This is a genomic window from Lutibacter maritimus (genome assembly GCF_900116115.1).
GTDB lineage: Bacteria > Bacteroidota > Bacteroidia > Flavobacteriales > Flavobacteriaceae > Lutibacter > Lutibacter maritimus.
Map to the genome: position 1 here is coordinate 228,355 of NZ_FOZP01000002.1, position 25,898 is coordinate 254,252.

Below are 25,898 nucleotides of genomic sequence, written 5' to 3' on the forward strand. Positions count from 1 at the left end.
AGTTTTAAAACTCAAATTTTAATTGAACATCTATTGGTTTTTCAGTGATATTTTTAATATGATTATTTAAATTTGTCACTGAAATACCTAATAATCTTACAGAGTTCATTACCTTTTCCTGAAAAAGCAATTCTTTTACTGTTTCTAATAAAATACTTTTGTCTTTCACAAAATATGGCAATGTTTTACTACGTGTTTGCGTTTTAAAATCGCTGTATTTTATTTTTAATGTAATTGTTTTCCCTGAAACATTTGAATGTAAAAGTCGTTTTTCTAACTCTTCAGAAATTTTCTCTAATTTTTCTAACATAAATACCTCCGAAGTTAAATTTTTTACAAAAGTATGCTCAGCTGCTACCGATTTTCTTTTTCTGTTAGGTTTCACTTTACTTGTATGAATTCCTCTAACAATATTATAGTAATGACTGCCTGAGCTTTTAAAATGTTCTATTAAAAAAGATTCATTCTTTTCTTTTAAATCACTTCCTTTAAAAATTCCTAAATTGTACATTTTGGATGCTGTAACTTTTCCTATACCATAAAATTTTTCAATGGGTAATTCTTCTAAAAAAGATATAATTTCTTCTGGTGGAATTGTTTTTTGTCCATTGGGTTTATTAATATCAGAAGCTATTTTAGCAACAAATTTACTGCTTGAAATTCCTGCAGAAGCATTTAAATGTAATTCATCAAAAATGCGTTGTCTAATTTCTTTTGCAATTAAACTAGCAGACGGATTTCCTTTTTTATTTTCAGTAACATCTAAATAAGCTTCATCTAATGATAGCGGTTCAATTAAATCCGTATAATCTTTAAAAATTTGATGGATTTTTTTTGAAATTTCTTTATACCTATCAAAACGAGGTTTTACAAATATAAGTTGAGGACAATTTTTTTTTGCTAAAATACCACTCATTGCTGAACGAACTCCAAATTTACGGGCTTCATAGCTTGCAGCAGCAACTACGCCTCTATCTTCACCTCCACCAACAGCTATTGGTTTTCCTCTTAACTCAGAATTATCCAATTGTTCAACAGAAGCATAAAATGCATCCATATCAATATGTATAATTTTTCGATATGTACTTTTTTCTTCCATCTTATAACAAATATAAAAAGAAAAGGGTTGCTAAATAGCAACCCTTTTTTAACTTAATAAAGTTTATTTTTATACAATTCCTAAGTCTAACATAGAGTCGGCAACTTTTATAAAACCAGCAATATTTGCTCCTTTTACATAGTTTATATAGCCATCTTCTTGCGTTCCATATTTTAAACAAGCTGTATGAATAGAGGTCATAATTTGATGTAATTTAGCATCAACCTCTTCTTTTGTCCAATTCATTTTCATAGCGTTTTGGCTCATTTCTAATCCAGAAACTGCAACTCCTCCAGCATTTACAGCTTTTCCTGGAGCATATAATATTTTAGCTTTATGAAAAACATGAACTGCTTCAGGAGTACATCCCATATTAGAAACCTCAGAAACGTATTGTACACCATTAGCTACTAATTTTGCGGCATCTTCACCGTTTAATTCATTTTGTGTAGCACAAGGCATTGCAATATCACATTTTACTCCCCAAGGTTTTTCACCTGGATAGAATTTTGCTTCTGGAAATACTTGAACATACGGTGAAACAATGTCATTATTAGAAGCTCTTAAAGCTAATAAATAAGTTATTTTATCTAAATCCAATCCTCTTTCATCATGTACATATCCATCTGGTCCAGAAATAGTTACAACTTTTCCTCCTAATTCAGTTACTTTTAAAGCTACACCCCAAGTAACGTTTCCAAAACCTGATAGAGTAACTGTTTTACCTACAAAACTATCGTTTTTGGTATCTAACATTTCTTTAGTAAAATAAGTACCACCAAAACCTGTAGCTTCTGGACGAATTAAACTTCCTCCCCAATTTAAACCTTTACCAGTAAATACTCCTGAGTTTTCATGTTGAAGTTTTTTGTACATTCCGTACATAAAACCAATTTCTCTACCTCCAGTTCCAATATCGCCAGCAGGAACATCTGTGCTAGGACCAATAAGTCTCCATAATTCTAACATAAAGGCTTGACAGAAACGCATAATCTCAGCATCCGATTTTCCTTTAGGATTAAAATCAGATCCTCCTTTTCCACCACCCATTGGTAATGTAGTTAAGGCGTTCTTAAATATTTGTTCGAAACCTAAAAATTTCAAAATACTTAAATTTACACTTGGGTGTAAGCGAATACCTCCTTTGTAAGGGCCAATTGCATTATTAAATTGAACTCTGTGGCCTAAATTTACTTGTACATTTCCTGCATCATCCATCCAAGAAATTCTAAAAGTTAAAATTCTATCTGGCTCTACTAAACGTTCTATAATTTTAGCCGCTTCGTATTGTGGATTTTCATTATATATAGTTTCAATAGATTCTAAAACCTCATGCACTGCCTGTAAATATTCTTTTTCACCAGGGTGTTTGGTTTCTAAATTTGTTAATATTTCTTTTACATTCATAATAATATTATTAGGTGGTTAACTTATACAAAAGTACATATATTTAATTCAATTTTGAGTAACATTTATATTGATATTTTTAGTATTTAACATTTTATTAATGATATATTGTTAATTTGGGATAATTTTACCGTTTAAAGCTTGTTTTTTTAACAAATATACATTTTTACATAAAACCATCTGGTGGTAATTCATCGGTAGATTCTTCTATTTTAACCGTATTTTTTAGTTTAAAATTCTCTTTAAAAATTGCAGCTTTATTATTTTTTCCTTCTATAATTACTGTTAGAGGTTCTTTAAACGAAATATGGCGTAAAAATTCATCTTCATAAACAGCTTTTTGTTTATTTAAATATTCAACATCAAAAAATCCATCATTTATAAATGGGTTTATTGTTAAATAACCAACTTTGAAAGATGTTAAATTTTGAAAAAAATGTGTGCCCTGACTTGGATCAATTCTAAAATTATTCAGCCCAGATTCTACAATAATTTTTGCTGAAGAAATTTGAGGCCAAATTACAGGAATTCCCAACCAAGGATCACTTGAACCCCATCTTCCCGGACCAACTAAAACATATTGTTTGTCTTGTTCGGTAAATTTTTTATTTATTTGCTCTACAGCAGCAGCAATTTGCCTTGTATTAGCATTATTAAAGGTTTCTGGCTTTACATATACAAAATCTTTAATATGATCATATTTTCCATTTCCTAACGCCGATTCTGAATAAATAATAGTGTCTTTCTTTAAAAAGTTAGCTGGAAGTTTACTGTTTGTTTCATTACTTTCAACAATTGGTCTTATTTGTAAAAAACTAAATTCTTTTGGCTTTCCATTTGGTACATCCAATTTAATTGCAAATTCAATTTCAATTGGGTTTCGCATTTCTCGCTGACCTATTCTTAATAAATCTTGTAATATTTCAGGTAAAGGAAATGTATTATATTTTAAAATATTATCAAATGAAATTACCCGAATTCCATCGTGCATAACACCTGGTTTAATAATATTATTTTGCAAATCGTAGGTTGAAGCTACAAATTTTAAAGAGCCATGATTTTCAGCATTTCTAATAGAAATTTTCTTTTTGTTAATTGCTTCACTGGTAGAAACTATATAACTATCAGGGTTAATATCTAATCCATAAAAATACTGCTGCGTGTCTCTTTGTGTTGAACCTGGCGATGATAATTGTAATATTTTTTTAGGATGAAAAGGTGAAAATCTCAAAGTTTGTCCACCACCAACAATTATTTCTCCTAAACCTAATGCAATATTGGCAATTCCTTCGTGTGGAAGTTCATTACCTATCGGATAAAAATTGATAGATCTAGCAACTCCAGATACATTTGGATAGAAAACATCTTTATATTGTTTTCCTGTAATTTCTTGTAATATTACAGCCATTTTACTTTCTTCAATTGTATGTGAAGTAGCTTTTAAGTACGATTTACTATTTTGAAAAAAAGCGGAAGCCATTACAGATTTAATAGCGTTAGATACCATTTCTAACATTCTATCTCTTTCAGCATAAGGTAACATATACGTTGCAAAAATTCCTGCAAATGGTTGGTAATGTGAATCTTCTAAAACACTTGAAGATCTGACTGCTAATGGTGCTTTGCTAATTTTTAAGAATGCTAAAATATCCGCTAAAACCCATTGCGGTAATGGATATGAAATAAATTTATTTAAAATCTCTTCATCATTATCACAAGAAGCTACAAAATGAATTAATTTGTGTTGTTCAATAAATTCATCAAAAACCTCCGTACTAATAACCACGGTTCGTGGTATTGAAATTGTTACATCTTGATATTTATTAAATAATCTATTACGCTTTAAAAAAGAATCTATAAAAGCTAAACCTCTTCCTTTTCCTCCTAATGCGCCATCACCAATTCTGGCAAAACCTAAATATTCGTCGTATTTTTTTCTATTAAATTTTGAAATAACTCCTCTTGAACGAAAAATTCGATACACTTTAATGGCGTTAATTAAAAATTGACGTATTGCATTTGCATCATCAAAATCATCATATTCAATATTGCTAAATAAATTAGCTAATGGAAATAACGCTCTGGATTTTAACCATTTAGAGTATTCACTTCTTTTGGCATGATATATAATAGTTTCTGTTGAAACAGAATTTAATGCTTTTTGAAAACTTGTTAAATCTTTTGCTGTTGCCTCAACTTTCATTTGAACTGGATCCCAAAATTCAAAATCGCCAAATGAAAAATATTGATTTATGTAGTTTTTTATTTCATCTTCAAGTGTTTCGGAATATTTATATAAAAATTTACCTTTTAATTCTAAAGCAAACTTTTTGTTATTACTATCGGATGATTGTACTAAAAACGGGAAATAACGCTCATAACTTCTAACATATTTTAACAACTCAAAACCTGCTTTTGGATCTCTTTTTCCTTCTCTAAAATATGAAACATCTGAAATTACGCCTAAAAGATTGTCTTTATATTTTTCAAATAATAACTTACCTTCTTCAAAATTTGTTGCTAATAATATTTTAGGTCTTCCACGCATCAACATCATTTTTCGATGTTCATTAAGCCCTTCAGACATAAAAAAATCGGTTTGTTTTAAAATAATTTTATAAATAACAGGTAAGTATTTTGAATAAAATCGCAAGGAATCTTCAACCAGTAAAATTGCTTTAACACCAATTTCATTGATATCTTTTTCAGCATTCATTCTATCTTCTGTTAATTTTATGATTGCTAAAAAAATATCAACATTACCACTCCAATGAAAAACAAAATCTATAATTCCTGTATTTTCTTTTTCAAGATTTTTTCTTAATTCAGATGAATAATGACTAAGCGCAGCAATTGTAACATCTGGATAGGTTTCTTTAATTAATTTAGATGTTTCAAAAGCTTTATAATTACCAATATCTAACCAAGTTATTACTAAATCTATTTTATCTGAAGCCAGCATAATTAAGGCTCTTTTTGCCGAATTTGCGTGTACAAAACTTGGCGGATACCTTAAATTTAAAGCTGTGTATTCATTAAAAATACGTTCATCAATCCTACCATCTTCCTCTAACATATAATAGTCATAGTTAGAGCAAACAATAAGAACTTTGTTAATTCGGTTTTGCATTAATTCATTAAATGCAACTTCTTCAAATTCATAAGTTCTTAAATCAGGCAATACTTTTTTAGTCATTTCGGCTACGTTTTTAAAATATAAATTTAGTTAATTAATTTAAAGCGCATAGAAAAAGGGTTACCAATTAGCAACCCTTTTTTAGTGTAAATATAAATTAGATAAAAATTAAACTACTCCTTGAGCTAACATTGCGTCAGCTACTTTAACAAATCCTGCAATATTTGCGCCTGTTACATAATCAATATATCCGTCATCTTTTTTACCGAATTGTATACAAGAATCATGGATGTCTTTCATTATTTTTTTAAGTCTTTCATCAACTTCATCACGAGTCCAATTAATACGTAAAGAGTTTTGACTCATTTCTAAACCTGATGTTGCAACTCCACCTGCATTTGATGCTTTTCCTGGAGCATACAGTATTTTTGCTGCTTGAAATGCTTCAATTGCTTGCGGCATTGATGGCATGTTTGCACCTTCACTAACCACATAGCAACCATTTTTTAATAGTGTTTTAGCATCTTCACCATTTACTTCGTTTTGAGTTGCGCATGGCATCGCTACTTCACATTTAACAGACCAAGGAGTTTTTCCTTCTACAAATGTTGCTTTTGGATACTTTTTAACATACTCGTTTATTCTTCCGCGTTTGTTATTTTTTAAATCCATCACAAAAGCTAATTTTTGTTCGTCAATACCATCTTCATCAAAAATATATCCTGATGAATCAGATAATGTAACAACTTTTGCCCCTAATTGTGTAGCTTTTTCACAAGCATATTGCGCTACATTTCCAGATCCTGAAATAGTTACAGTTTTACCTTTTATGGTATCACCTCTTGTTTCAAGCATGCTTTGAGCAAAATATACAGTTCCATAACCTGTAGCTTCAGGGCGAATTAAAGAACCACCCCATGACATACCTTTACCGGTTAAAACACCTGTAAATTCGTTACGCATTTTTTTATACATTCCAAATAAGAAACCAATTTCTCTAGCACCCACACCAATATCTCCAGCAGGAACATCTGTATTTGCACCAATATGACGGCATAATTCAGCCATAAAGCTATGACAAAAACGCATTAATTCTCCATCTGATTTTCCTTTAGGATCAAAATCAGATCCACCTTTACCACCACCCATTGGCAAAGTTGTTAAAGCATTTTTAAATACTTGTTCAAAAGCTAAAAACTTTAAAATACTTAAATTAACTGTTGGATGAAAACGTAATCCACCTTTATATGGTCCAATAGCAGAGTTCATTTGAATTCTAAAACCTCTGTTAACAATAATTTCTCCTGTGTCATCAATCCATGGCACACGGAACATTACAACTCTTTCAGGCTCAACCATTCTTAATAGAATGTTTTTACCATTATAAATTTCATGATTTGCTATATACGGTATAACAGTTTCTGCAACTTCTTGTACAGCTTGTAAAAATTCTGGCTCATGTTGGTTCCGAACTTTCACTAAATCCATGAACTCTTTTATTTTTGATTCCATAATTTATGATGTATTATTTTGTATTATGTTTAATTTACCTAACAAATATAGGTAATTTTTAACATATAATTTAAAATTAATAATAATATTTAAGCTATTTTACAAATTTTCTAAAACGTTTTCGTAAATACTAAATTTTTTAAAATTTTAAAATCATTTATTGCTATAGATGTTTTATAAAATAAGTTATATAAATCATTCAACTATAATTTATATTCAACAAAATAAAAAAGTGTAAATTTGCAGACTAATTTTATAGAAAATGTTAGATAAAGTAAAAGAACTGATTGGTGAAGTAACTGCATTTAATGGAACTACCAAAGATGAAATTGAAACTTTCAGAATTAAGTTTTTAAGCAAAAAAGGATTACTTAACGATTTATTTAATGAATTTAAAAATGTAAATCCAGCAGAAAGAAAAGATTTTGGGCAAGCATTAAATACTTTAAAAAATTTAGCACAAGATAAAGTAAATCAGTTAAAAGATACGCTTGAAAATGCAAGTGATCAAAAAGGTTTTTATGGTGATTTAACCAGACCTGAAGAACCAATTGAATTAGGTTCACGTCATCCAATATCTTTAGTTAGAAATAAAATTATTGATGTTTTTTCTCGCATAGGATTTACTGTTTCTGAAGGACCAGAAATTGAAGACGATTGGCACAATTTTACCGCATTAAACTTACCAGAATATCACCCAGCACGTGATATGCAGGACACATTTTTTATTGAAACCAATCCAGATATTTTATTAAGAACTCATACTTCATCTGTTCAGGTACGATATATGGAAAATAACAAACCGCCAATTAGAACCATTTCTCCGGGAAGAGTTTTTAGAAACGAAGACATTTCTGCACGTGCGCATTGTATTTTTCATCAGGTTGAAGGTTTATATATTGATACAGATGTTTCTTTTGCCGATTTAAAACAAACCTTACTGTATTTTACCAAAGAAATGTTCGGAAAATCTAAAATACGTTTGCGCCCATCGTATTTTCCATTTACAGAGCCAAGTGCCGAAGTAGATATTTATTGGGGATTAGAAACAGAAACCGATTATAAAATTACTAAGGGTACTGGTTGGTTAGAAATTATGGGTTGCGGTATGGTTGACCCTAATGTACTTAAAAATGCCAATATAGATCCTGAAATTTATTCTGGTTACGCATTTGGAATGGGAATTGAGCGTATTGCAATGTTGCTATATCAAATACCAGATATTAGAATGTTTTATGAAAACGATGTTCGATTTTTAGAGCAATTTAAATCTGTTTTATAATTTATAAATTCCGCTCATTGCGGAATTTTTTTATTTAAAATAAACATGAAAAAAGATATTAAAATACCCGAAGTTACAAACGTTTTTATGGCGGTTGTTAAAGAATATAACAACGAGTTTAAATGTGATGATTGGAATGCTTATATTATAAATAATAAAGAAGTTGATTTAGAAATGATATTAATCGTATCTAAAGGTTACGATGAAAATACACTGGCTGAAACCTCATTACTTCGTCATAAAATTGAAAAACTACCCGCGCAATCTTTCGCAAAAGTTGAATTAATGCACGAAGATGTTTTAAAATTAGCCAACTTTTTTAATGTTACTTTTTTTGAAGGAAATACTATGTTTGATAAAAAGTTTTTATTTAAAAAAGGCTCCATAAAAGAAAGTGCATTAAGAACCATTCCGTTATTAAATAAACGTGGTATATTGCTTAAATAATTTATACAATTCTTATTATGAAATTCATTTATTTTATCTCTTTATTATTTTGTAGTTTTTTAATTAAAGCACAAAACATTCCTTTATATGTTGGCACTTATACAAGTGATGATGTGCAAGGAATTTATTACTACAATTTTAATACTTTAACTGGTGAGATAACTAATAAAAAATTAGCGGTAAAAACCGAAAATCCATCATTTATAACTTTTTCAAAAAATAAAAAGTATTTATATGCTGTAAATGAAAATGGTGAAAATAGTTTTGTGAAATCATATGAAGTAAATAATGATGGTACTTTGGCTTTTATTAATAAAGTTGGTACAAATGGTAATGGACCTTGCCACGTACAAACAAACGAAGCTAATAACAAACTTGTAGTTTCTAATTATGGCGGTGGAACAGTTTCAATTTATACAATTCATAAAAGTGGAAGTATTAGTGAATCTCCACAAGTTTTTGACCATAATTTAGAAAATAAACAAGCACACGCACATTCAGCAAAATTTTATAAAAACAACTTGTTTGTAGCCGATTTAGGACGTGATTTTTTAGCGCAATATATTTTAAATGATAAAGAATTTGTTTTAAAAGAAAATCATTTAATGAAAGAAGGCGCTGGACCTCGTCATTTTGAAATTTCTAAAAATGGTGCTTTTATTTATGTTATCAATGAATTGAATTCAACTGTTACTGTGCTTCAGCAAAAAGGAAAAAACACCTATAAAACTATTGAAAGTATAAGTACTTTAAGTGATGATTATAATGGAAAAAATCAATGTGCTGATATTCATTTATCTGCTGATGAAAAGTTTTTATACGGATCTAATAGAGGTGAAAATACTATAGTTGTTTTTAAAAGAGATGCTAAAAGCGGAACGCTACAAAAAATACAAAATATAAGCGTAAATGGAGATTGGCCTAGAAATTTTACACTTTCACCAAATGGAAAATTTTTATTAGTTGCAAACCAACGAAGTGAAAATATAAGTGTTTATAATGTTGATAACAAGTTAGGAACTTTAACTTTTTTATATAGTTTAAATGCTCCTACACCTGTTTGTTTATTGTTTTAATTCAAAATAGTAGATATTATCGGTATCATCATATCTAAAACTATTTATATAACCAGTTTTTTCAGTTATAAAAACAACACTTAAATCGTCAAATTCAGAATTTAATACTGATACTTTTTGAGGTAAACTCCACTTACCATCAACTTTAATGGTTTTATAAATATTAAAATCACCCGTAGCATAATATACATTATCAACAACTGGATTTCCGTTTTCTAAAGTATATTCTACTCTATCAATTTTTGCTTCACTTATATTTGATGAAAAATAAATAGTGTTTTCATCATAAATTGTTGGGTTAATTATTGTAAAACTTGATTGAGAAATAAATACAACATCTGATTTTTCCCATTCGTTGTTGTTATTTCTTTGTAATTCTAATAAATGAAAAATTCCGCGTTCATTAGTTACAATAACCATTTTATTTCCATCTTTTGAAATGGTTGGTTGACCATAAGTAAAATCTGCTTTACAAATAGACAATGGTTTTACTTTTGAAACTTTTAAATTTTCAATTTTACCTTTAAAAATGGTTAAATTACCATTATTATTACCTTTCATTAATTTTGGACTTTTAACAAAATAAATTTCGTTATTGTAAGTAGCCACTGGTCCTCCAGAATGAAAATAATTGTTTATTTTAATTTTTTGAGGTTTATTTTTTAAATCAGAAAAATATAATTTATAAAAATCATTTTTATCTGCAGATGCATATATAAGACCATTATTATAAAATGTTGGCGAAATATTTTCTTTTGAATTTAACGATAAAAAAGTATCATAAATAGCAATACTATCATTTTCAAAAATGAGTAAATTTTGCTGTGCATTTGTTTTCACAACTGTAAGTATCGTTATAAAAATAAAATTATAAATAAACCTGATTTTCATTCTTTTTCAATTTAATTTTTATAAGTGGCTATCTATAATTGTTTTTAATTGGTTTTTATTTAGGGGTTTTGAAATAAAATCGTTACAACCAGCATTATATGCTTTTTCCTTATCTTCTGGAGTAGAATAAGCTGTTTGGGCTATTATAGGTAAATTAGGCCTAAATTCTTTAATTTTTTTTGTAGCATCATATCCGTTCATTATTGGCATATTAATATCCATTAAAACCAAATCGATGTTATTATATTTTTCACAAATTTCAACAGCTTCTTTTCCATTTGTTGCATGTAAAATTTCACAATTTAATTGAATTTTATCTAATAACACTATTTCAATAAATAAATAGTTAACTTCCTCGTCTTCAACAACTAAAACTTTATATTTAGATCTTTCATCTACTGATTTTGGACACCTATTGTCATTTTCTAAATTAGGGTTTTTTACTGGTTTATATGGTATTTTTACCCAAAACGTTGATCCTTCCCATTTCACGGATTCTACAGAAATTTTACCGCCAATTAATTCCGTATTTTCTTTGGCAATTGATAATCCTAAACCTAAACCGCTTGCATTTCTAGAAACATCTTTTTCTTCTTGAGAGAATCGTTCAAAAATAATATGTTGCTTTTCTTCTTTAATTCCAATACCAGTATCTTTTACAAAAATTTCTAAAGTATCGTCAACTAAGGTGTAACCAAAAGAAATGTACCCTTTGTTAGTAAACTTTAAAGCATTTTCTAATAGGTTACTAATTATTTTTTGAAGTTTTGTTTTATCTGTATAAATAGTACTTTCACAATCTGAAAGTTGATTTTTTATGTATAATGGCACACCATTTTCTTTTGCTTTTAAATCGAAAACGGAGAATAACTCTAATAATAAATCATTGACACAAACTTTAGTTTCTAACACTTTTACTTGTTTTGTACCAAGACGAGAAATTTCTAAAATATCATCAATAACTTGTAATAATTGTTTTCCGCTATTTTGAATAATACTTACAAAGTAATTTCTTTTTGCGGGAGATAATTCTGCATTATTTAATAATTCTGAAAAGCCTAATATTCCATTCATTGGGGTTCTAATTTCGTGGGACATATTGTTTAAAAACTCGGTTTTTAATCGGTTACTTTCTTCAGCTTTTTCTTTTGCAATTCTTAGTTCATTTTCTGTATTTTTTATGTTAGTAATATCTACAATTGTTGCAATTGCCTTTCCTGAGGTATTTAAAATAACTAATTTTATAAACGCAAAAATTTTCTCTCCTTGCGTGTTTATAAATTCAGTTTCGGTTTTAAATTCAGTTTCTCCATTTGCAATTGCTAAAAATTCTTTTTTTAAAGCTTCATAAGAATTTTTATTATTTGTTTTGCGTAAATGTTTTACTAATTCAATTAAGTTATCAACCTTAAAAAGATTTATACAGGTTGAATTTGCGTTTAAAATTTTAATTTTGCTTGTACACTCTTTAACAAAGGTTAAATTTTCATTAAGGTAATTTTCAAAATTGTCAGTTTCAGATTTTTTTTGATTAATAAGTTCTATTACATCTGAAAAATCTTCTTCTATTATTGATATTGGAGTTTGTTCAAAAATGCTTAAAAATCGGTTACTTGATTCTTTTAAAAGTTTATTGCTATCATACAATTCTATACTTAAGTTGCTAAGTTCTTTATTTCTTAGTTTTAGTTTGTTTGATGCTAATTTTAATTTTGTAATGTTGGTAACTAATGCAAATGAACCTTTTTTATTGTTTTCACTATCGTAAATCGGTGAGGTATTAAATAAACAAATAGCTTTTTTACCATTCTTTTTTATAAGCTCTATTTCATAGGTTGTTGATAGTCCTTGCTCTCTTAATTTTAGTTGTTCTGTAAAAATTTCGCTATTTTTTTCATCAACAAAATTAAAAATTGATTTATTCTTAATTTCTTCTTTATTATACCCTAAAATACTGCAAAGTTTAATATTAACATCTACCGTAAAACCTTTATTGTCTATTATCCAAAAACCTTCGTTGGCAGTTTCAAGAATTCTTTTTAAATAATCTTCTTTTTCTTTAATTTTAGCATACGCAGCTTTTAAATCTATTTCAGATTTTTTTTGTTCGGTTATATCTTCTTTAATTCCTAAAAAATTGGTAATAATTCCTAAATCATTTTTAATGGGAGTTATTGTTGTTTGTTCCCAAATTAAGGTTCCGTTTTTAGATTTATTTTGAAATTGCCCTTGCCAAGTTTTTCCTTTTAAAATAGTTTCCCATAAATGTTTATAAAAATCATTATCATGTAAACCAGATTTTAAAATATTGGTGTTTTTTCCTAAAACCTCTTTGGCACTAAATCCTGTAACTTCAGAAAATTTAGGATTTGTAAACTCTATTTTACCTTGAACATCCGTAATTACAATTGAGTTTGCACTTTGGTTTACAGCTGTAGATAATAACTTTATTTCACTTGATGCTTTTTTTCTTACCGAAATATCTCTGGCAAAACCAAGTAATAATTTTTTGGTTCCTATTTTAAGTGCTGCAATACTAATTTCTACTGGAAAAATTGACCCATCCTTTCTTTTATGCAAAGTTTCAATGGTAATTTGATGAGATTTAGTTAATTTACTCCAAACTGATTTCTTTCCATCAAGCTCATTAAATTCAGCTTCAAGTTCTTTAGCATTCATATTTAAAAGCTCTTTTCTGCTGTAACCTGAATTTTCAACAGCTTTATTGTTAACTTCAATAATATTACCTTCAAAATCCGCTAAATACATTGCATCTCCTGCTTGCTTTATAAGTGATTTAAATAACAGTTCACTTTCTTCAGCTTTTTCTTTTGCCTTTTGAAGTTCGTTTTGTGTTTTTATAGTAGCTGTTATGTCTTGAATTGTTCCTATCAATTGGAGTGGATTTCCCTTAGTATCACAATTCAATTTTCCAAAACCATGAACCCATCTAATTTCTTTATCATTGTTTCTAACAATTCTATATTGTTTATCAAAAAATAAACGTTTGGCTAAAATTTCATCTTTTAAATATAAATCCATATCAGCTCTATCTTCTGGATGAATTAATTGTAGCCAACCATCTAAATTTTTAGTATAATTAACATCAATATCAAAAATATTATTTAATATAACTGAACTACTCCAATAACCTGAATTTATATCAAAGGTATAAGAACCTAAACCTGCAATTTTTTGTGCCTCAAACAAGCTATTTTCACTTTCTTCAGCTTTTTCTTTTGCCTTTTGAAGTTCTTCTTGATTATTTTTTGCTGTAGTAATATCTTGAACTGTTCCAAAAATTTTAGTTGGATTTCCTTGAATATCAAATTCTAATTTACCTAACGTATTTATCCAACTTATTTCCTTATTATCTTGTCTTAAAATACGGTATTCTTTATTATAAAAATTTAATTTTTGTTCAATTAAATCATTTATGTCAGTTAAAATAGTTGTTAAATCTTCTGAATAAATAAATTTTGCTATGCTTTCAAGATCTTTTTTAAAATTTTTATCAATACCTAAAATAGAATCTAAAACAGGTGTGCTTTCCCAAGTTTCTTTTGCAATATCATAAATAAAGGAACCAACATTTGCAATTTGTTGCGCTTCTTGTAACCTATTTTCGGCTAATTTTCTTTTTGATACATCTCTTATTGCAGCTAATCTTGTGTGTCCAGATATATTTGTGTCTATAGTTTTAGATTCAATTTCAATAAAAAAAGTAGTGTTATCTTTTCTAATTCCTTCAATTTCATAAGGTAACGTATAACTATTTTTATTTTTAGTGTATATTTTTGAATGAAATTTTTTATCAAAAAGTAAATCAATAACGTTTTTGCCAATTAATTCTTCTTTTGTATACCCAAACATTTTTGCAAATGAAAGATTGACATCAATTGCAATACCGTTATCATGAATTAAAATTCCTTCGAATGTTAAATTAAAGAGTTTTTCGAAATTCTTTTGAGAGGCTTCAATGTTTTCGTTTTTAATGTTAATTTGATCATTAAAAATTATTTTGGCAAGAATTTTTTCAATTTTAATAGCTATTATTTGTGCAATGCTTTCAACTATTTTTACATCAATTATTGGTTTATCATCCATAATAGCAATTAAACCTATTGGTTGTTTATTTGAATTCCATAATGGAATACCAATATAACTTTCAATATTTAATTGTTTTAACAAAATATCTTTTGGAAATAAATTTTGTGTGTTGGAAGTGTAACTACAAACGCTTTTATTTATAACATTTTCACAAGGTGTGTCTGCTAAATTATAGGTGTTTTTTGGTAAAAATTTTTGTTCTTTTTTAGAGTAAAAACATTCAATTTTTGCAACAGTAGGTTCATCTACTGAATATTTATCAATAATCACATAATTAACATCTAATAATTCAGTTAAAAAAATAGCTGATTCTTTTAAAAACTGATTATTATGTGATTTATATCCTTTTTTAGAAATAAACGCTAATAATTTATCAATACGTGCCTCTACCATAATAGCATTATTTGGGGTTTAAATAAAGTAAAAGCGAATATAACAAATTAAATTGTTTGTACTACACTGCTAAACAATTTCACTTTATCCCAATTAGTGTATTCAATTTTGGTATTACTATCAGTTGGTCCTTTAGTCATCCACATAATAAATTGAATCATAATTCTATCAAAAAAAGGATATTTTTTATAATCTAATTTACCTGCAAAAACCTCTACCACTGTTGGTTTCCAATTTATTGTTTTAAAAAACTTTATAACATAAGGGTTTGTTGTTGGCGTATTTTTTTCTGGTTTACGCGCCACTAAGTTAACTGAAAAAAATGCCGTTTTAATAGCGTTTAACTGATTTTTATTTGTGTTAATAAATTTGATAATTTTATCATTATGAACTCCATATCTAATACTTGCGCCAATAACTAACTTATCAAAACTTAAAATATCTTCATTAAAATCTTCAATTGAAAAAAGCGAAATTTCTGTATTTGCATCTTTAAGATATTCTTGTAGTTTTTTACAAATTTTTAAAGTTTGCCCATCAACAGTTGAATATACTATACCTATTTTAACACCCATAACTATTTTTAAATGAAATATTTATCAAATTTACAAAAACATAAAAATTAGATATATGATTAATATCAGAATTAAAAATATAAAAAAAGTCCATCAAATGATGGACTTTAAGTTTTTTTAAAAAGTTTGGATAATACTTAAATTACTCTAACACTTACTGCGTTTAAACCTTTTTTACCTTCTTTTAAATCAAATTCAACTTCATCACCTTCTCTGATTTCGTCTACTAAACCAGAAATGTGTACGAAGTATTCTGTTTTTGATCCGTCTTCTGTAATAAATCCAAAACCTTTAGATTCATTAAAGAACTTTACTGTACCTTTTTTCATTGTTAAAAAATAAATTAAAGCACAAAGGTATAATTATTTCGATGCAAATTACAAAAAGCACAAATTTTTTATTAAAAGTTAACTTTAATTAAATACTAGAAATCAACTATTAATCTAATAATTCTGTTAATTTTTTAAATATTTGTTTTGGATTTTTATTTAAATATAACACTTCATAAACAGCATCAATTATTGGTGTTTTAGCTTTATTTTTCTCGTTTATTGCATACGCACTTTTAGCTGCATAATAACCTTCGGCAATCATACTCATTTCCATCATAGCACTTTTTACCGTGTAGCCTTTACCAATCATGTTTCCAAACATTCTATTTCTACTAAATACGGAATAACCAGTTACTAATAAATCTCCTAAATAGGCAGAATTGTTTATGTTACGTTTCATTTTATGCACTTTTTTTATGAAACGTTTCATTTCGCGAATAGAGTTTGACATTAAAACTGATTGAAAGTTGTCTCCATAACCCAATCCGTGCGCCATACCAGCAGCAATTGCATAAATATTTTTAAGCATTGCGGCATATTCTGTACCAATGATATCATCAGAAATTTTAGTGTTTATATAATTACTTGCTAAAAATTTACTCATTAATTTGGCTTTTTTAGCATCTTGACTAGCAATAGTTAAGTACGATAGACGTTCCATAGCCACTTCTTCCGCATGGCAAGGTCCAGTAATTACGCCAATATTTTCAAATGGTATATTGTAATTTTTATGAAAATGTTCACCAACAATTAATCCGCTTTCAGGCACAATTCCTTTTATGGCTGAAAATACAATTTTGGTAGAAATATCAATGGTAATTTTATCTAACTCACTTTTTAAAAATGCCGATGGAATAGCAAAAATTAAAATATCCGCATAGTCAACCAGTTCATTAATATTACTTGATAAATGTAATTTATCAACAGATAATTCAGCAGAGCTTAAATAATTTGGGTTGTGTTGGTTTTCTTTTATATATTCTATTGTAGATTCGTTTCGGATATACCAACCAACCTGATCTAAATTTTCACATAACATTTTAATAATTGCAGTAGCCCAACTTCCACTTCCAAAAACTGCAACTTTAGGGTTATTAATCATACATAAGGTTTTAAAATTCAAAAGTAAAAAAACTAAATTAAATGTATCTTAAAATTATGGTAACATATTTCCTGTAAATATTTTTATTGAATTCAATATATACTTTTGTACTTTTATGCTTTTATAAAAAAATATCTTATAAATAACTTTGAGCACACTTAAAAGATTTTTTAAAGACACTATAATTTACGGAATTGCTGCCGTTTTACCAAGAGTTATCAACTTTTTGCTTGTTCGTGTTCACACAGATGCTTTACCAACAAATAACTACGCTGAAAATACTAATTTTTATATTTGGATAGCATTATTTACCGTATTGCTAACTTTTGGTATGGAAACTGCTTTTTTTAGGTTTTATAAAGCCGAAGAAAAAAAAGATGCTATTATTTCAACTTCATTTATAAGTGTATTTATTGCTTCTATCGTATTTTTAGTAAGTACTTTTTTGTTTTCAAACGAGTTTATAAGACTTTTTGATTTTTCTAACAACGCCTTACAGTTTAAATTATTTATAGGGATTTTAGTTATAGATACTATTGCTGTTGTGCCATTTGCCTATTTACGTGCAGCAAACAGACCCATACGATATGCAATTATAAAATTATTAAACGTTGGAATTATTGTGTTGATAAACCTAGTTTTTTTACGCTTTATTCCAGATTTTATTGCCGAAGGAAAATCGGTTCCAACATTTTTAATAAACATTTATAACAGCACTAATATTGTTAATTTTATTTTTATTGCAAACATTATAGGTAGTGCAGTTTCATTGTTATTATTACTACCTTATTTACTGAAATTCAAATGGAGTTTTAATACGCTCTTATTTAAAAAAATGTTTAAATACGCTTGGCCAATTGCTGTTGCTGGAGTTGCTTATACTATTAATGAAAATTTAGATAAATACTTAATTGGGCAATTAATTGATAAAAGCACTATGGGAATTTACAGCGCCTGTTATAAGCTGGCAATTTTTATGAATTTATACATTATGGCTTTTAGGTTAGGTGCTGAGCCTTTCTTTTTTAATCACGCTGATAAAGCAAATGCTAAAGAAACTTACGCCAAAATTATGAACTATTTTATAATTGTTGGCTCATTGGTTTTTGTTGGTATTGTAGCTTTTATTGATATTATTAAACTATTATTTATAAAAAACTCAGACTATTGGGAAGCCATTTCCATAGTACCAATTGTATTGTTGGCTAATTTATTTTTAGGGATATATCATAACATTGCTGTTTGGTATAAGTTAACAGATAAAACACGTTATGGTATGTATTTCTCTATTATTGGCGCTTTAATTACTATAGTTTTAAACATTGTTTTAATTCCAAAAATTGGATTTATAGCATCCGCCTGGGCAACATTAGCTGCTTATGGAAGTATGATGGTAATTTCGTATTTATATGGTAAAAAATATTATAATGTGCCTTATAATTTAATAAAATCTGGCTCTTATTTAATCGTATCTATTATAATTTCATATATTTCTTTTACATTTTTCAGAGATAATTATTTAGCATCATTTACATTAGTGCTATTATTTGGTTTACTAATTTTTAAAAATGAGAAAAAAGAAGTTTTAGCATTACTAAAACATAAATAGTACCTAACTTATGAAAACAAACTTTTCTTTATTAATATTCTTTACTTTTATTTTTGTAGGTTTTTGTCAAGAAAATAATTCTACAGCATCTTCCAATGTATCTATAATTGAAAAACAATTTTTAATTCCTGAACTTAATACTATCAATCATAAAATTTGGGTGTATTTACCGCCAAATTATAAAACTTCCACAAAAAAATATCCAGTAATTTATATGCACGATGCTCAAAATTTATTTGATGCAAAAACTTCGTATGCTGGAGAGTGGAAAGTTGATGAAACTTTAAACGAAATTTATAAAAAAACCAATAAAGGATTTATAGTTGTTGGTGTTGAAAATGGTGGTGAAGAACGCATTAACGAATACACACCTTGGGAACATAAAAAATATGGCGGCGGAAAAGGCGAAATTTATATCAATTTTATAGTAAATACCTTAAAACCATATATTGATGCTACTTATAGAACAAAACCGCAGCAAAAATATACTGGTTTAATTGGAAGTTCTTTAGGTGGATTAATATCGTATTACGGCGGACTTAAATATCCAACAGTTTTTGGAAAAATAGGTGCTTTATCAACCTCTTTTTGGTTTTCTGATGAAGTTATAATGTTTACAAAAAAACATGGTAAAATAAAGAATCAGAAGCTCTATTTATTGGTTGGTGGCAAAGAAGGAGAAAGTATGGATACGGATACTCAAAAAATGGAAAAATTATTACTTGAAACAGGCTTTAAGAAACGGAATTTAAAATCGAAAATAAATCCTGAAGGAAAACATAATGAAGCTTTTTGGAGTAGCGAATTTAAAGAAGTAATTTCCTGGCTTTATAACATAAAATAAATTAAAAAATGACAATTCAAATCATCAACAAATCTAAACACGAATTACCAAATTACGAAACCATTGCTTCCGCAGGAATGGATTTACGAGCAAATATTGATGCTGCAATAACACTAAAACCTTTAGAAAGAGCTATTATAAAAACAGGATTATTTATCGCATTACCAGTTGGCACAGAAGCTCAAGTACGTCCGCGTAGTGGTTTGGCAGCAAAAAATGGAATTACTGTTTTAAATGCTCCTGGAACTGTTGATGCTGATTATAGAGGTGAAATAGGTGTTATTTTAGTGAATTTATCTAACGAAGAATTTGTTATAAATGATGGTGAACGTATTGCACAATTAGTAATTGCAAAACACGAGCGTGCTGAATGGCAACCAGTTGAAATTTTAAGCGAAACTGAACGTGGCGCTGGTGGATTTGGATCTACTGGAGTTTAATATTTTTTTATTAAAACTAAATTTTCATAAATACAACCTATGCAATGATAAATATTGACGTAAGAACTTTATTTCTGTTTTCAGCTGCGGCTAATATATTTATTATTGCCCTTTTTGCTACATACATTAAATTGTATAAAGTAAAAAATCCAATAATTAATATCTTTATGCTGTCTAGAGTATTGGGTATTTTTTTTTTAATTATGCTTTCAACAAGAGAAAGTGTACCTAAACCAATAGGTATTATTTTAAATACTACAATAAATTTATTTATCGTTTTTTATGAAGTTTATTGCATTTCTTATATTGAACGTAAATTTAATTCTAAACATTTTAAAAAATATATTTTAATACCTACCTTTTTATCTATACTACTAATTTTTTATAGTACAGCTTCTATAAGTTCTAGAATAACTATAATGTCATTAAATGTTTCAATTATATATGCATTTTCTGCATATATACTTTTAACTAAAAAAGGGAAAACTAAAATACAGTATTTAACAGGTTATATTTTTACTTTAGCATCTATATTACTTTTAGTACGAGCAATAGGAGCACAATTAGAAGTTTCAGTAGCACTATTTTCAACAAGTTATATGCTTGTTATACCACTCATATTTTTCTTAATTCTTAACCTAATTATTCCTTTATTATTAATCTTTATATTAAAAGAAAAAGACAATTTAAAACTAAGTGAATTAAATAAAAGTAAAGATAAATTTTTCTCAATTATTGCCCACGATTTAAGAGGTCCGCTTGGAGGTCTTCAACAAATAGGTGAATTACTATGGTTAAACAATATTTCCGACGAAAAAAGAGATCAACTAACCAAATCACTTTACCAAAATAGCAAACTTACATTTAACTTATTAGATAATTTGTTAAAGTGGGCAAATACAAATGCTGGGTTAATTATTTACAAACCTTATAAATTAAATTTTCGTGAGATAGTACTTAATAATGTACGACTTTTTAATTCTCAAGTTAAGCTGAAAAACATTAAATTAAGCTGTAACTTTGAAAAAGATTTATTTGTTTATGCTGATTATGATATGGTTGATACCGTTATTAGAAACCTAATTTCTAACGCTATAAAATTTACTCCTATTAACGGAAAAATAGATATTATTATTGATAAAATTGATGTAGCTCAAAATACATGTACAATTGCAATTATTGATAATGGTATTGGTATTACAAAAGAAACCCTATTAAAGGTGTTTGAAATAAATTCAATTGTATCAACTTTTGGAACAAACAAAGAAAAAGGAACTGGATTAGGACTAAAACTTTGTAAGGAATTTTTAACAATTAATAAAGGGAATATTAAAATTGAAAGCCATTTAGAAAAAGGGACAAAAGTTTATTTAACGCTCCCAATTGAGTTCTCGTAAACTTTTATTTTTTCAGTTCTAAAAATTTATAAATAGCAGACATATCATCTCTTCCCATACCGTTTTGGTTGGCGCTAGCATATAGTTCTTTGGTAAGATTTACCAAATATAATGGCTGATTATGTTCATATGCAGTTAATGCGGCTAAGTGTAAATCTTTATGCATCCATTCTAACGGAAATTGCACATCGTAATTGTCACTCTTTATGGACTGCGCTTTTAATTTTGTAAAAGGCGCTGAAACAATTAAGTTAGGAACAGTATCTAAAAGAAAATCTTTAGAAATTCCCATTTTTTCACCAAATAATATAGCTTCAGAAAAAACAAGCATAGATTGTGCAAGCATCATATTTACCAACATTTTAAACGATGCTCCTTTGCCAATATCACCAATGTGCATCACTTTATTTCCCATCATATTTAAATATGGTTGAATCTCATCTAGTGTCTTTTTTTCTCCTCCAACTAAAAAAATTAATTCAGCCTTTTCTGCCGGAATTTTTGAACCTGAAACAGGTGTATCTAAAAACCGAATCTCAGATTTTTTTGCTTCTTCAAAAGCTTTCATACTAAATGATGGATTTACAGTAGTAGAATCTGCCCAAATGGCATCTTTTTTCATTGCATTAAGCGCTCCATCTGCTCCAAAAAATACTTCTTCAACAACTTGTGGTGTTGATAACATACTAAACACTATATCAGCATCTTTTACGGCATTTTTAACAGAATCTGCAATGGCTATGTTAGAATTTCCAAAAGTTTCAAAACTTTTTGGTGTTCTATTATAAACCGTTAAATTCACATTGTTTTTAGCTAAGTTTGAAGCCATATTGCTTCCCATAATTCCTAATCCAATAAAAGCTATTTTCATATTTTTTAATTATAATTTAAGTACTTTATAAAGTTGCTATTTAGTTTTTTTTAAAATAAATATTTGAACCTGTTTGTAGTTTTTCTAAATGTTCAAAAAAAATAATTTTCCCCTTTAAATTAGCTTCAATTAAATAAAAATCTCCTTTAAAATAAGAGGTAATTACAGTAGCCTTAATTTCAGAATTTTCAACTAATTTTAGTTGGTTTGGGTAAAATAAAATCTTTTTTTTAGAAGTTGATTTAGAATCAATTTTTGAAAGTTGAATTTCATTTACTTCATTAAAAAAAGAGCCAATATATTCACTTGTTAAGTTATTATATAAAGCTTCAGGAGTGTTTTTTGCAACCAATTTTCCGTCTCTAATTACTAAAATTTCATCAGCAAAAGATAAAGCATCAGTAGCATCGTGCGTGGCAACAATACATAAAACATTTTTCGATTTTAAATATCGAAATAAATCTCTTCGTAATTTATTTTTTCTAAAATTATCTATATGGCTAAATGGTTCATCTAACAATAAAACTTCAGGTTCTTTAGCAATTACTTTTGCTAAAGCTACACGTTGTTTTTGTCCGCCACTCAAGTTTTTTACTTTAGTTTTTAAAAAGTCACTCATATCAACAACTTCTAATAATTCTTGAATACGAGTTACTCTATTTGGATCTAGAATTGAAATATTTTTACCAATATTTTCTTCAACAGTTATGTAAGGCATTAAATCGAAATCTTGCGGCAAATATTTCATAAAATCCTCACCAGGAATTAACTGAAAATTAGGTCCAAGTAATTTTTTATCATTCCAATAAACTGCACCTTTTTCAATATGAAGTAAGCCATAAATGATTTCTAACAACGTACTTTTTCCGCATCCACTTTCTCCAATTACAGCAATGTAATCACCTTTATTAGCACTAAAACTAATATTTTTTAAAACTTCTTTTGAAGTATAACCAAATGATATGTTATCAACTTTTAACATTTAAATTTATTGAAAACCTATATGAATTAAAGCGTCACCTTGAATTACAACTGGTGAGTGATTAGAGTTTAAAATAAAGCCATCTTGAGTACTTTTAAATACTTTTTCATACATACCAAAAGGATCAGAAATACTACCTAATTTAATTCCTTTTTCAACTTTTTGACCAGCACTTACATACGATCTGTACATACCAGAATGTTTGGCTCTAATCCATTTAGATGTTTTAATGATTACTGGCGGATTCTCTTTATTTGGTTTTGAAATTTTTGTTGAAAAATCTCTAAATCCTAAATAATGCATTACATTTAAAGCTCCCTGAACACCTGTTTTGGTAACATTTCTATCTAAATTTAACGATTTTCCACCTTCAAAAAGTAAAACTTTTTTACCTAAACCAACCATAGTATTTCTAAAAGTTTTTTCTTTGCTTTTGCTAAAAACAATATAAGGTGCATCAAATATTTTTGCCAATTTTAATGATTCCTCATCAGTTCCATTAATTCTAATTTGAGAATAATTAAAACGTTGCGCACCTCCGGTATGATAATCTATACAATAATCTACTTTAGGAATAATTTTTTTCATTAATTCATAAGCAAATCTACTTGCTAAAGATCCGGTATTAGAACCAGGAAACATTCTATTTAAATCTCTTCCGTCAGGAAATTCTCTTGTTTGATTTAAAAAACCAAAAATATTTAAAAGCGGAATGCAAATTACAGTTCCTTTATTTGGTTTATGATAATCAGAAGCTACAATTTGACGTACAATTTCAATTCCATTGGTTTCATCGCCATGAATTCCACCAATTAATAAAATACAAGGCCCTTCTTCTTTTCCTCTTGAAATAATTACTGGAACTTGAATTTTTGCACGCGTAGTAAGTCTGGCAATATCCAAATTTATTTGAACTGTTTCGCCTAAACCCACTTTGTGATGCAAAAAAATCATTTCTTTAGACATGACGTTCTATATAGTGAATAATTTTTCCTGCAATATCTTTTCCTGTTGCAGCTTCAATTCCTTCTAAACCTGGAGAAGAATTTACTTCTAAAATTAATGGTCCGCGAGCTGATTGTAATAAATCTACACCAGCAACTCCTAATCCCATAATTCGTGCTGCTTTTAATGCAGCGTTTTCTTCATCAACAGTTAATTCAATCACTTCAGCAGTACCACCACGATGAAGATTTGAGCGAAAATCACCATCTTTTCCTTGACGTTTCATGGCTCCAACAACTACACCATCAACCACAAAAACACGAATATCAGCACCTTTTGCTTCTTTAATAAACTCTTGTGCTATAACTCTGGCTTGTAATCCATTAAAAGCTTCTAAAACAGATTCTGCAGCATTGTCAGTTTCTGCTAAAACAACGCCTAAACCTTGTGTTCCCTCTAATAATTTAATAACTATTGGTGTTCCACCAACACTTTCAATTACATCACGTACGTTTTTTGAATAGTTTGTAAAAACTGTTTTTGGTAAGCCTAAACCTGCTCTTGAAAGTACTTGTAAACTTCTTAGTTTATCGCGTGAACGCATTAATGCTTGAGATTCTACAGCTGTAAAAACTTTCATCATTTCAAACTGACGTACAACTGCTGTTCCGTAGAAAGTTACAGATGCACCAATTCTTGGAATTACAGCATCAACATCTGTTAATAACTCATGTTTATAGCGTATGGCTGGTTTTTTCTTTTCAATAATAATATCACACTTAGTATGATCTACAATAATCATTTCATGGTTTCTTTTTTTGCCAGCTTCAATAAGTCTTTTTGTAGAGTATAAGTTTGGATTACGAGATAAAACAACAATTTTCATCTTAATTAATGTTTGATTTTAATTTTTTTTTAAATGATAAGTTTTTTTTTGCGGTATCAACAATGAATTTTTTTGATAAAAATTTTCTTCCTAATAACACAGGATATTTCATAGAACCTCTTTCAGTTAAGGTTAATTCAATTTCCTCAATTTTATTAAATATAAGTATTTCAGTTTTAATGGTAAACCTAGTTTCTACTATTCCATTTGAACTTTTTACGTTTTTTTGGGTAAAATCTTTAAATAAGAAAAATTTTTCATGATATTTTTCATGTTTGGGATCTAAAAATTGGCATTTTAAAACGTTATCAACTACTTCAATACTGTGGCTATGAAAACTAGAAGTGTATGCGCCAGTATCAACTTTTATATCAATTCCTTGTAAATCAAGTTTTGGAAAGTCAACTATATCAGTTCTGCCTAATAATAATTTATTTGGTTTAATGCTCAAAATTTTGTGTAATTATATGCCAAAAATAATCTTTTAATAATTATTGAAAAGATTTTATGTAAATAAGTTGAAAATTTTATAAATAGTTTATTTATAATTAGTTAACATTCA

General features: G+C 28.0%; 21 protein-coding genes. 7 read left to right on the plus strand and 14 right to left on the minus strand.

All coding sequences use genetic code 11. From position 1 onward, the window contains the following. Positions 1 to 4 precede the first annotated feature (4 nt). The 4 genes from dinB to gdhA (BM335_RS04390) form a co-directional block, all read right to left on the minus strand. Positions 5 to 1,099 carry a DNA polymerase IV gene (gene dinB / locus BM335_RS04375; RefSeq protein WP_090223522.1) on the minus strand — a complete coding sequence of 365 codons (1,095 nt, stop codon included), beginning with the start codon at positions 1,097 to 1,099 and terminating at the stop codon, positions 5 to 7. A 69-nt stretch (positions 1,100 to 1,168) separates the two neighbouring features. Beyond that, positions 1,169 to 2,506: an NADP-specific glutamate dehydrogenase gene (gdhA, locus tag BM335_RS04380; RefSeq protein ID WP_090223523.1), complete on the minus strand. Its 1,338-nt coding sequence runs from the start codon at positions 2,504 to 2,506 to the stop codon at positions 1,169 to 1,171. A 166-nt stretch (positions 2,507 to 2,672) separates the two neighbouring features. After that, positions 2,673 to 5,702 (minus strand): PEP/pyruvate-binding domain-containing protein, encoded by a 3,030-nt coding sequence (locus BM335_RS04385; protein WP_090223524.1) that lies wholly within the window; start codon positions 5,700 to 5,702, stop codon positions 2,673 to 2,675. A gap of 108 nt (positions 5,703 to 5,810) precedes the next feature. Then, the gene (gene gdhA / locus BM335_RS04390; RefSeq protein WP_090223525.1) at positions 5,811 to 7,154 is read right to left on the minus strand and encodes an NADP-specific glutamate dehydrogenase; all 1,344 of its coding nucleotides are present in this window, start codon (positions 7,152 to 7,154) and stop codon (positions 5,811 to 5,813) included. Positions 7,155 to 7,416: 262 nt separating this feature from the next. Here gdhA (BM335_RS04390) and pheS point away from each other — a divergent pair, with 262 nt between their 5' ends. Genes pheS through BM335_RS04405 form a run of 3 tightly spaced genes read left to right on the plus strand, consistent with a single transcriptional unit; the run spans position 7,417 to position 9,959 of the window. Continuing rightward, a complete protein-coding gene (pheS, locus tag BM335_RS04395; protein WP_090223526.1) occupies positions 7,417 to 8,436 on the plus strand; it encodes a phenylalanine--tRNA ligase subunit alpha in 1,020 nt (339 codons plus the stop codon). Positions 8,437 to 8,481: 45 nt separating this feature from the next. Continuing rightward, positions 8,482 to 8,883 carry a hypothetical protein gene (locus tag BM335_RS04400; RefSeq protein ID WP_090223527.1) on the plus strand — a complete coding sequence of 134 codons (402 nt, stop codon included), beginning with the start codon at positions 8,482 to 8,484 and terminating at the stop codon, positions 8,881 to 8,883. A 17-nt stretch (positions 8,884 to 8,900) separates the two neighbouring features. Next, complete coding sequence (locus BM335_RS04405) at positions 8,901 to 9,959, plus strand: lactonase family protein (RefSeq protein WP_090223528.1); 1,059 nt, start codon at positions 8,901 to 8,903, stop codon at positions 9,957 to 9,959. Here the strand turns inward: BM335_RS04405 and BM335_RS04410 are convergent. The 5 genes from BM335_RS04410 to BM335_RS04430 form a co-directional block, all read right to left on the minus strand. Continuing rightward, positions 9,948 to 10,850, minus strand: coding sequence for a PD40 domain-containing protein (locus BM335_RS04410; protein WP_143102378.1), 903 nt, complete (start codon positions 10,848 to 10,850; stop codon positions 9,948 to 9,950). The two genes, BM335_RS04405 and BM335_RS04410, sit on opposite strands and share 12 nt — an antisense overlap. A gap of 18 nt (positions 10,851 to 10,868) precedes the next feature. Next, complete coding sequence (locus BM335_RS04415; protein ID WP_090223530.1) at positions 10,869 to 15,353, minus strand: PAS domain-containing hybrid sensor histidine kinase/response regulator; 4,485 nt, start codon at positions 15,351 to 15,353, stop codon at positions 10,869 to 10,871. Positions 15,354 to 15,400: 47 nt separating this feature from the next. Beyond that, entirely contained in the window at positions 15,401 to 15,928 is a 528-nt protein-coding gene (gene hemG, locus BM335_RS04420) for a menaquinone-dependent protoporphyrinogen IX dehydrogenase (RefSeq protein ID WP_090223531.1), read from the minus strand. Between the two features lie 137 nt (positions 15,929 to 16,065). Then, on the minus strand, positions 16,066 to 16,257 hold the full coding sequence (locus tag BM335_RS04425; protein ID WP_090223532.1) for a cold-shock protein: 192 nt from the start codon (positions 16,255 to 16,257) through the stop codon (positions 16,066 to 16,068). 109 nt (positions 16,258 to 16,366) lie between these two features. Then, on the minus strand, positions 16,367 to 17,362 hold the full coding sequence (locus tag BM335_RS04430) for an NAD(P)H-dependent glycerol-3-phosphate dehydrogenase (RefSeq protein WP_090223534.1): 996 nt from the start codon (positions 17,360 to 17,362) through the stop codon (positions 16,367 to 16,369). Between the two features lie 148 nt (positions 17,363 to 17,510). On the opposite strand from BM335_RS04430, the gene BM335_RS04435 reads away from it, so the two are divergent. The 4 genes from BM335_RS04435 to BM335_RS04450 all read left to right on the plus strand — a co-directional run bounded on the left by BM335_RS04435 (position 17,511) and on the right by BM335_RS04450 (position 21,652). Continuing rightward, positions 17,511 to 18,971, plus strand: a complete 1,461-nt coding sequence (locus BM335_RS04435; protein WP_245780604.1) for a lipopolysaccharide biosynthesis protein — start codon at positions 17,511 to 17,513, stop codon at positions 18,969 to 18,971. Positions 18,972 to 18,981: 10 nt separating this feature from the next. Continuing rightward, on the plus strand, positions 18,982 to 19,815 hold the full coding sequence (locus tag BM335_RS04440; RefSeq protein ID WP_090223538.1) for an alpha/beta hydrolase: 834 nt from the start codon (positions 18,982 to 18,984) through the stop codon (positions 19,813 to 19,815). Between the two features lie 8 nt (positions 19,816 to 19,823). After that, a complete protein-coding gene (dut, locus tag BM335_RS04445; RefSeq protein WP_090223540.1) occupies positions 19,824 to 20,255 on the plus strand; it encodes a dUTP diphosphatase in 432 nt (143 codons plus the stop codon). 203 nt (positions 20,256 to 20,458) lie between these two features. Next, entirely contained in the window at positions 20,459 to 21,652 is a 1,194-nt protein-coding gene (locus BM335_RS04450; RefSeq protein ID WP_177219156.1) for a sensor histidine kinase, read from the plus strand. Positions 21,653 to 21,656: 4 nt separating this feature from the next. Here BM335_RS04450 and BM335_RS04455 read toward each other — a convergent pair whose 3' ends face one another. The 5 genes from BM335_RS04455 to BM335_RS04475 are packed head-to-tail and all read right to left on the minus strand — an operon-like array spanning position 21,657 to position 25,787. Beyond that, a complete protein-coding gene (locus BM335_RS04455; protein ID WP_090223544.1) occupies positions 21,657 to 22,523 on the minus strand; it encodes an NAD(P)-dependent oxidoreductase in 867 nt (288 codons plus the stop codon). Positions 22,524 to 22,563: 40 nt separating this feature from the next. Further along, complete coding sequence (locus BM335_RS04460) at positions 22,564 to 23,505, minus strand: ABC transporter ATP-binding protein (RefSeq protein WP_090223546.1); 942 nt, start codon at positions 23,503 to 23,505, stop codon at positions 22,564 to 22,566. 6 nt (positions 23,506 to 23,511) lie between these two features. Beyond that, the gene (locus BM335_RS04465) at positions 23,512 to 24,471 is read right to left on the minus strand and encodes a succinylglutamate desuccinylase/aspartoacylase family protein (protein ID WP_090223549.1); all 960 of its coding nucleotides are present in this window, start codon (positions 24,469 to 24,471) and stop codon (positions 23,512 to 23,514) included. After that, a complete protein-coding gene (gene rimK / locus BM335_RS04470; RefSeq protein ID WP_090223551.1) occupies positions 24,464 to 25,336 on the minus strand; it encodes a 30S ribosomal protein S6--L-glutamate ligase in 873 nt (290 codons plus the stop codon). Before rimK ends, BM335_RS04465 begins: the two co-directional genes overlap by 8 nt. A gap of 1 nt (position 25,337) precedes the next feature. Beyond that, positions 25,338 to 25,787 carry an ATP-dependent zinc protease family protein gene (locus BM335_RS04475; protein ID WP_317041022.1) on the minus strand — a complete coding sequence of 150 codons (450 nt, stop codon included), beginning with the start codon at positions 25,785 to 25,787 and terminating at the stop codon, positions 25,338 to 25,340. Positions 25,788 to 25,898 lie beyond the last annotated feature (111 nt).

What these genes read in the sequence shown, in the direction of transcription:
- BM335_RS04450 (WP_177219156.1), top strand. Translation starts at nt 20,459, where the DNA reads ATGCTTTCAACAAGAGAAAGTGTACCTAAACCAATAGGTATTATTTTA.
- gdhA (WP_090223523.1), bottom strand. Translation starts at nt 2,506, where the DNA reads ATGAATGTAAAAGAAATATTAACAAATTTAGAAACCAAACACCCTGGT.
- dut (WP_090223540.1), top strand. Translation starts at nt 19,824, where the DNA reads ATGACAATTCAAATCATCAACAAATCTAAACACGAATTACCAAATTAC.
- BM335_RS04415 (WP_090223530.1), bottom strand. Translation starts at nt 15,353, where the DNA reads ATGGTAGAGGCACGTATTGATAAATTATTAGCGTTTATTTCTAAAAAA.
- BM335_RS04455 (WP_090223544.1), bottom strand. Translation starts at nt 22,523, where the DNA reads ATGAAAATAGCTTTTATTGGATTAGGAATTATGGGAAGCAATATGGCT.
- BM335_RS04425 (WP_090223532.1), bottom strand. Translation starts at nt 16,257, where the DNA reads ATGAAAAAAGGTACAGTAAAGTTCTTTAATGAATCTAAAGGTTTTGGA.
- pheS (WP_090223526.1), top strand. Translation starts at nt 7,417, where the DNA reads ATGTTAGATAAAGTAAAAGAACTGATTGGTGAAGTAACTGCATTTAAT.
- BM335_RS04460 (WP_090223546.1), bottom strand. Translation starts at nt 23,505, where the DNA reads ATGTTAAAAGTTGATAACATATCATTTGGTTATACTTCAAAAGAAGTT.
- dinB (WP_090223522.1), bottom strand. Translation starts at nt 1,099, where the DNA reads ATGGAAGAAAAAAGTACATATCGAAAAATTATACATATTGATATGGAT.
- hemG (WP_090223531.1), bottom strand. Translation starts at nt 15,928, where the DNA reads ATGGGTGTTAAAATAGGTATAGTATATTCAACTGTTGATGGGCAAACT.
- BM335_RS04385 (WP_090223524.1), bottom strand. Translation starts at nt 5,702, where the DNA reads ATGACTAAAAAAGTATTGCCTGATTTAAGAACTTATGAATTTGAAGAA.
- BM335_RS04430 (WP_090223534.1), bottom strand. Translation starts at nt 17,362, where the DNA reads ATGATTAATAACCCTAAAGTTGCAGTTTTTGGAAGTGGAAGTTGGGCT.
- BM335_RS04405 (WP_090223528.1), top strand. Translation starts at nt 8,901, where the DNA reads ATGAAATTCATTTATTTTATCTCTTTATTATTTTGTAGTTTTTTAATT.
- rimK (WP_090223551.1), bottom strand. Translation starts at nt 25,336, where the DNA reads ATGAAAATTGTTGTTTTATCTCGTAATCCAAACTTATACTCTACAAAA.
- BM335_RS04400 (WP_090223527.1), top strand. Translation starts at nt 8,482, where the DNA reads ATGAAAAAAGATATTAAAATACCCGAAGTTACAAACGTTTTTATGGCG.
- BM335_RS04410 (WP_143102378.1), bottom strand. Translation starts at nt 10,850, where the DNA reads ATGAAAATCAGGTTTATTTATAATTTTATTTTTATAACGATACTTACA.
- BM335_RS04465 (WP_090223549.1), bottom strand. Translation starts at nt 24,471, where the DNA reads ATGTCTAAAGAAATGATTTTTTTGCATCACAAAGTGGGTTTAGGCGAA.
- gdhA (WP_090223525.1), bottom strand. Translation starts at nt 7,154, where the DNA reads ATGGAATCAAAAATAAAAGAGTTCATGGATTTAGTGAAAGTTCGGAAC.
- BM335_RS04440 (WP_090223538.1), top strand. Translation starts at nt 18,982, where the DNA reads ATGAAAACAAACTTTTCTTTATTAATATTCTTTACTTTTATTTTTGTA.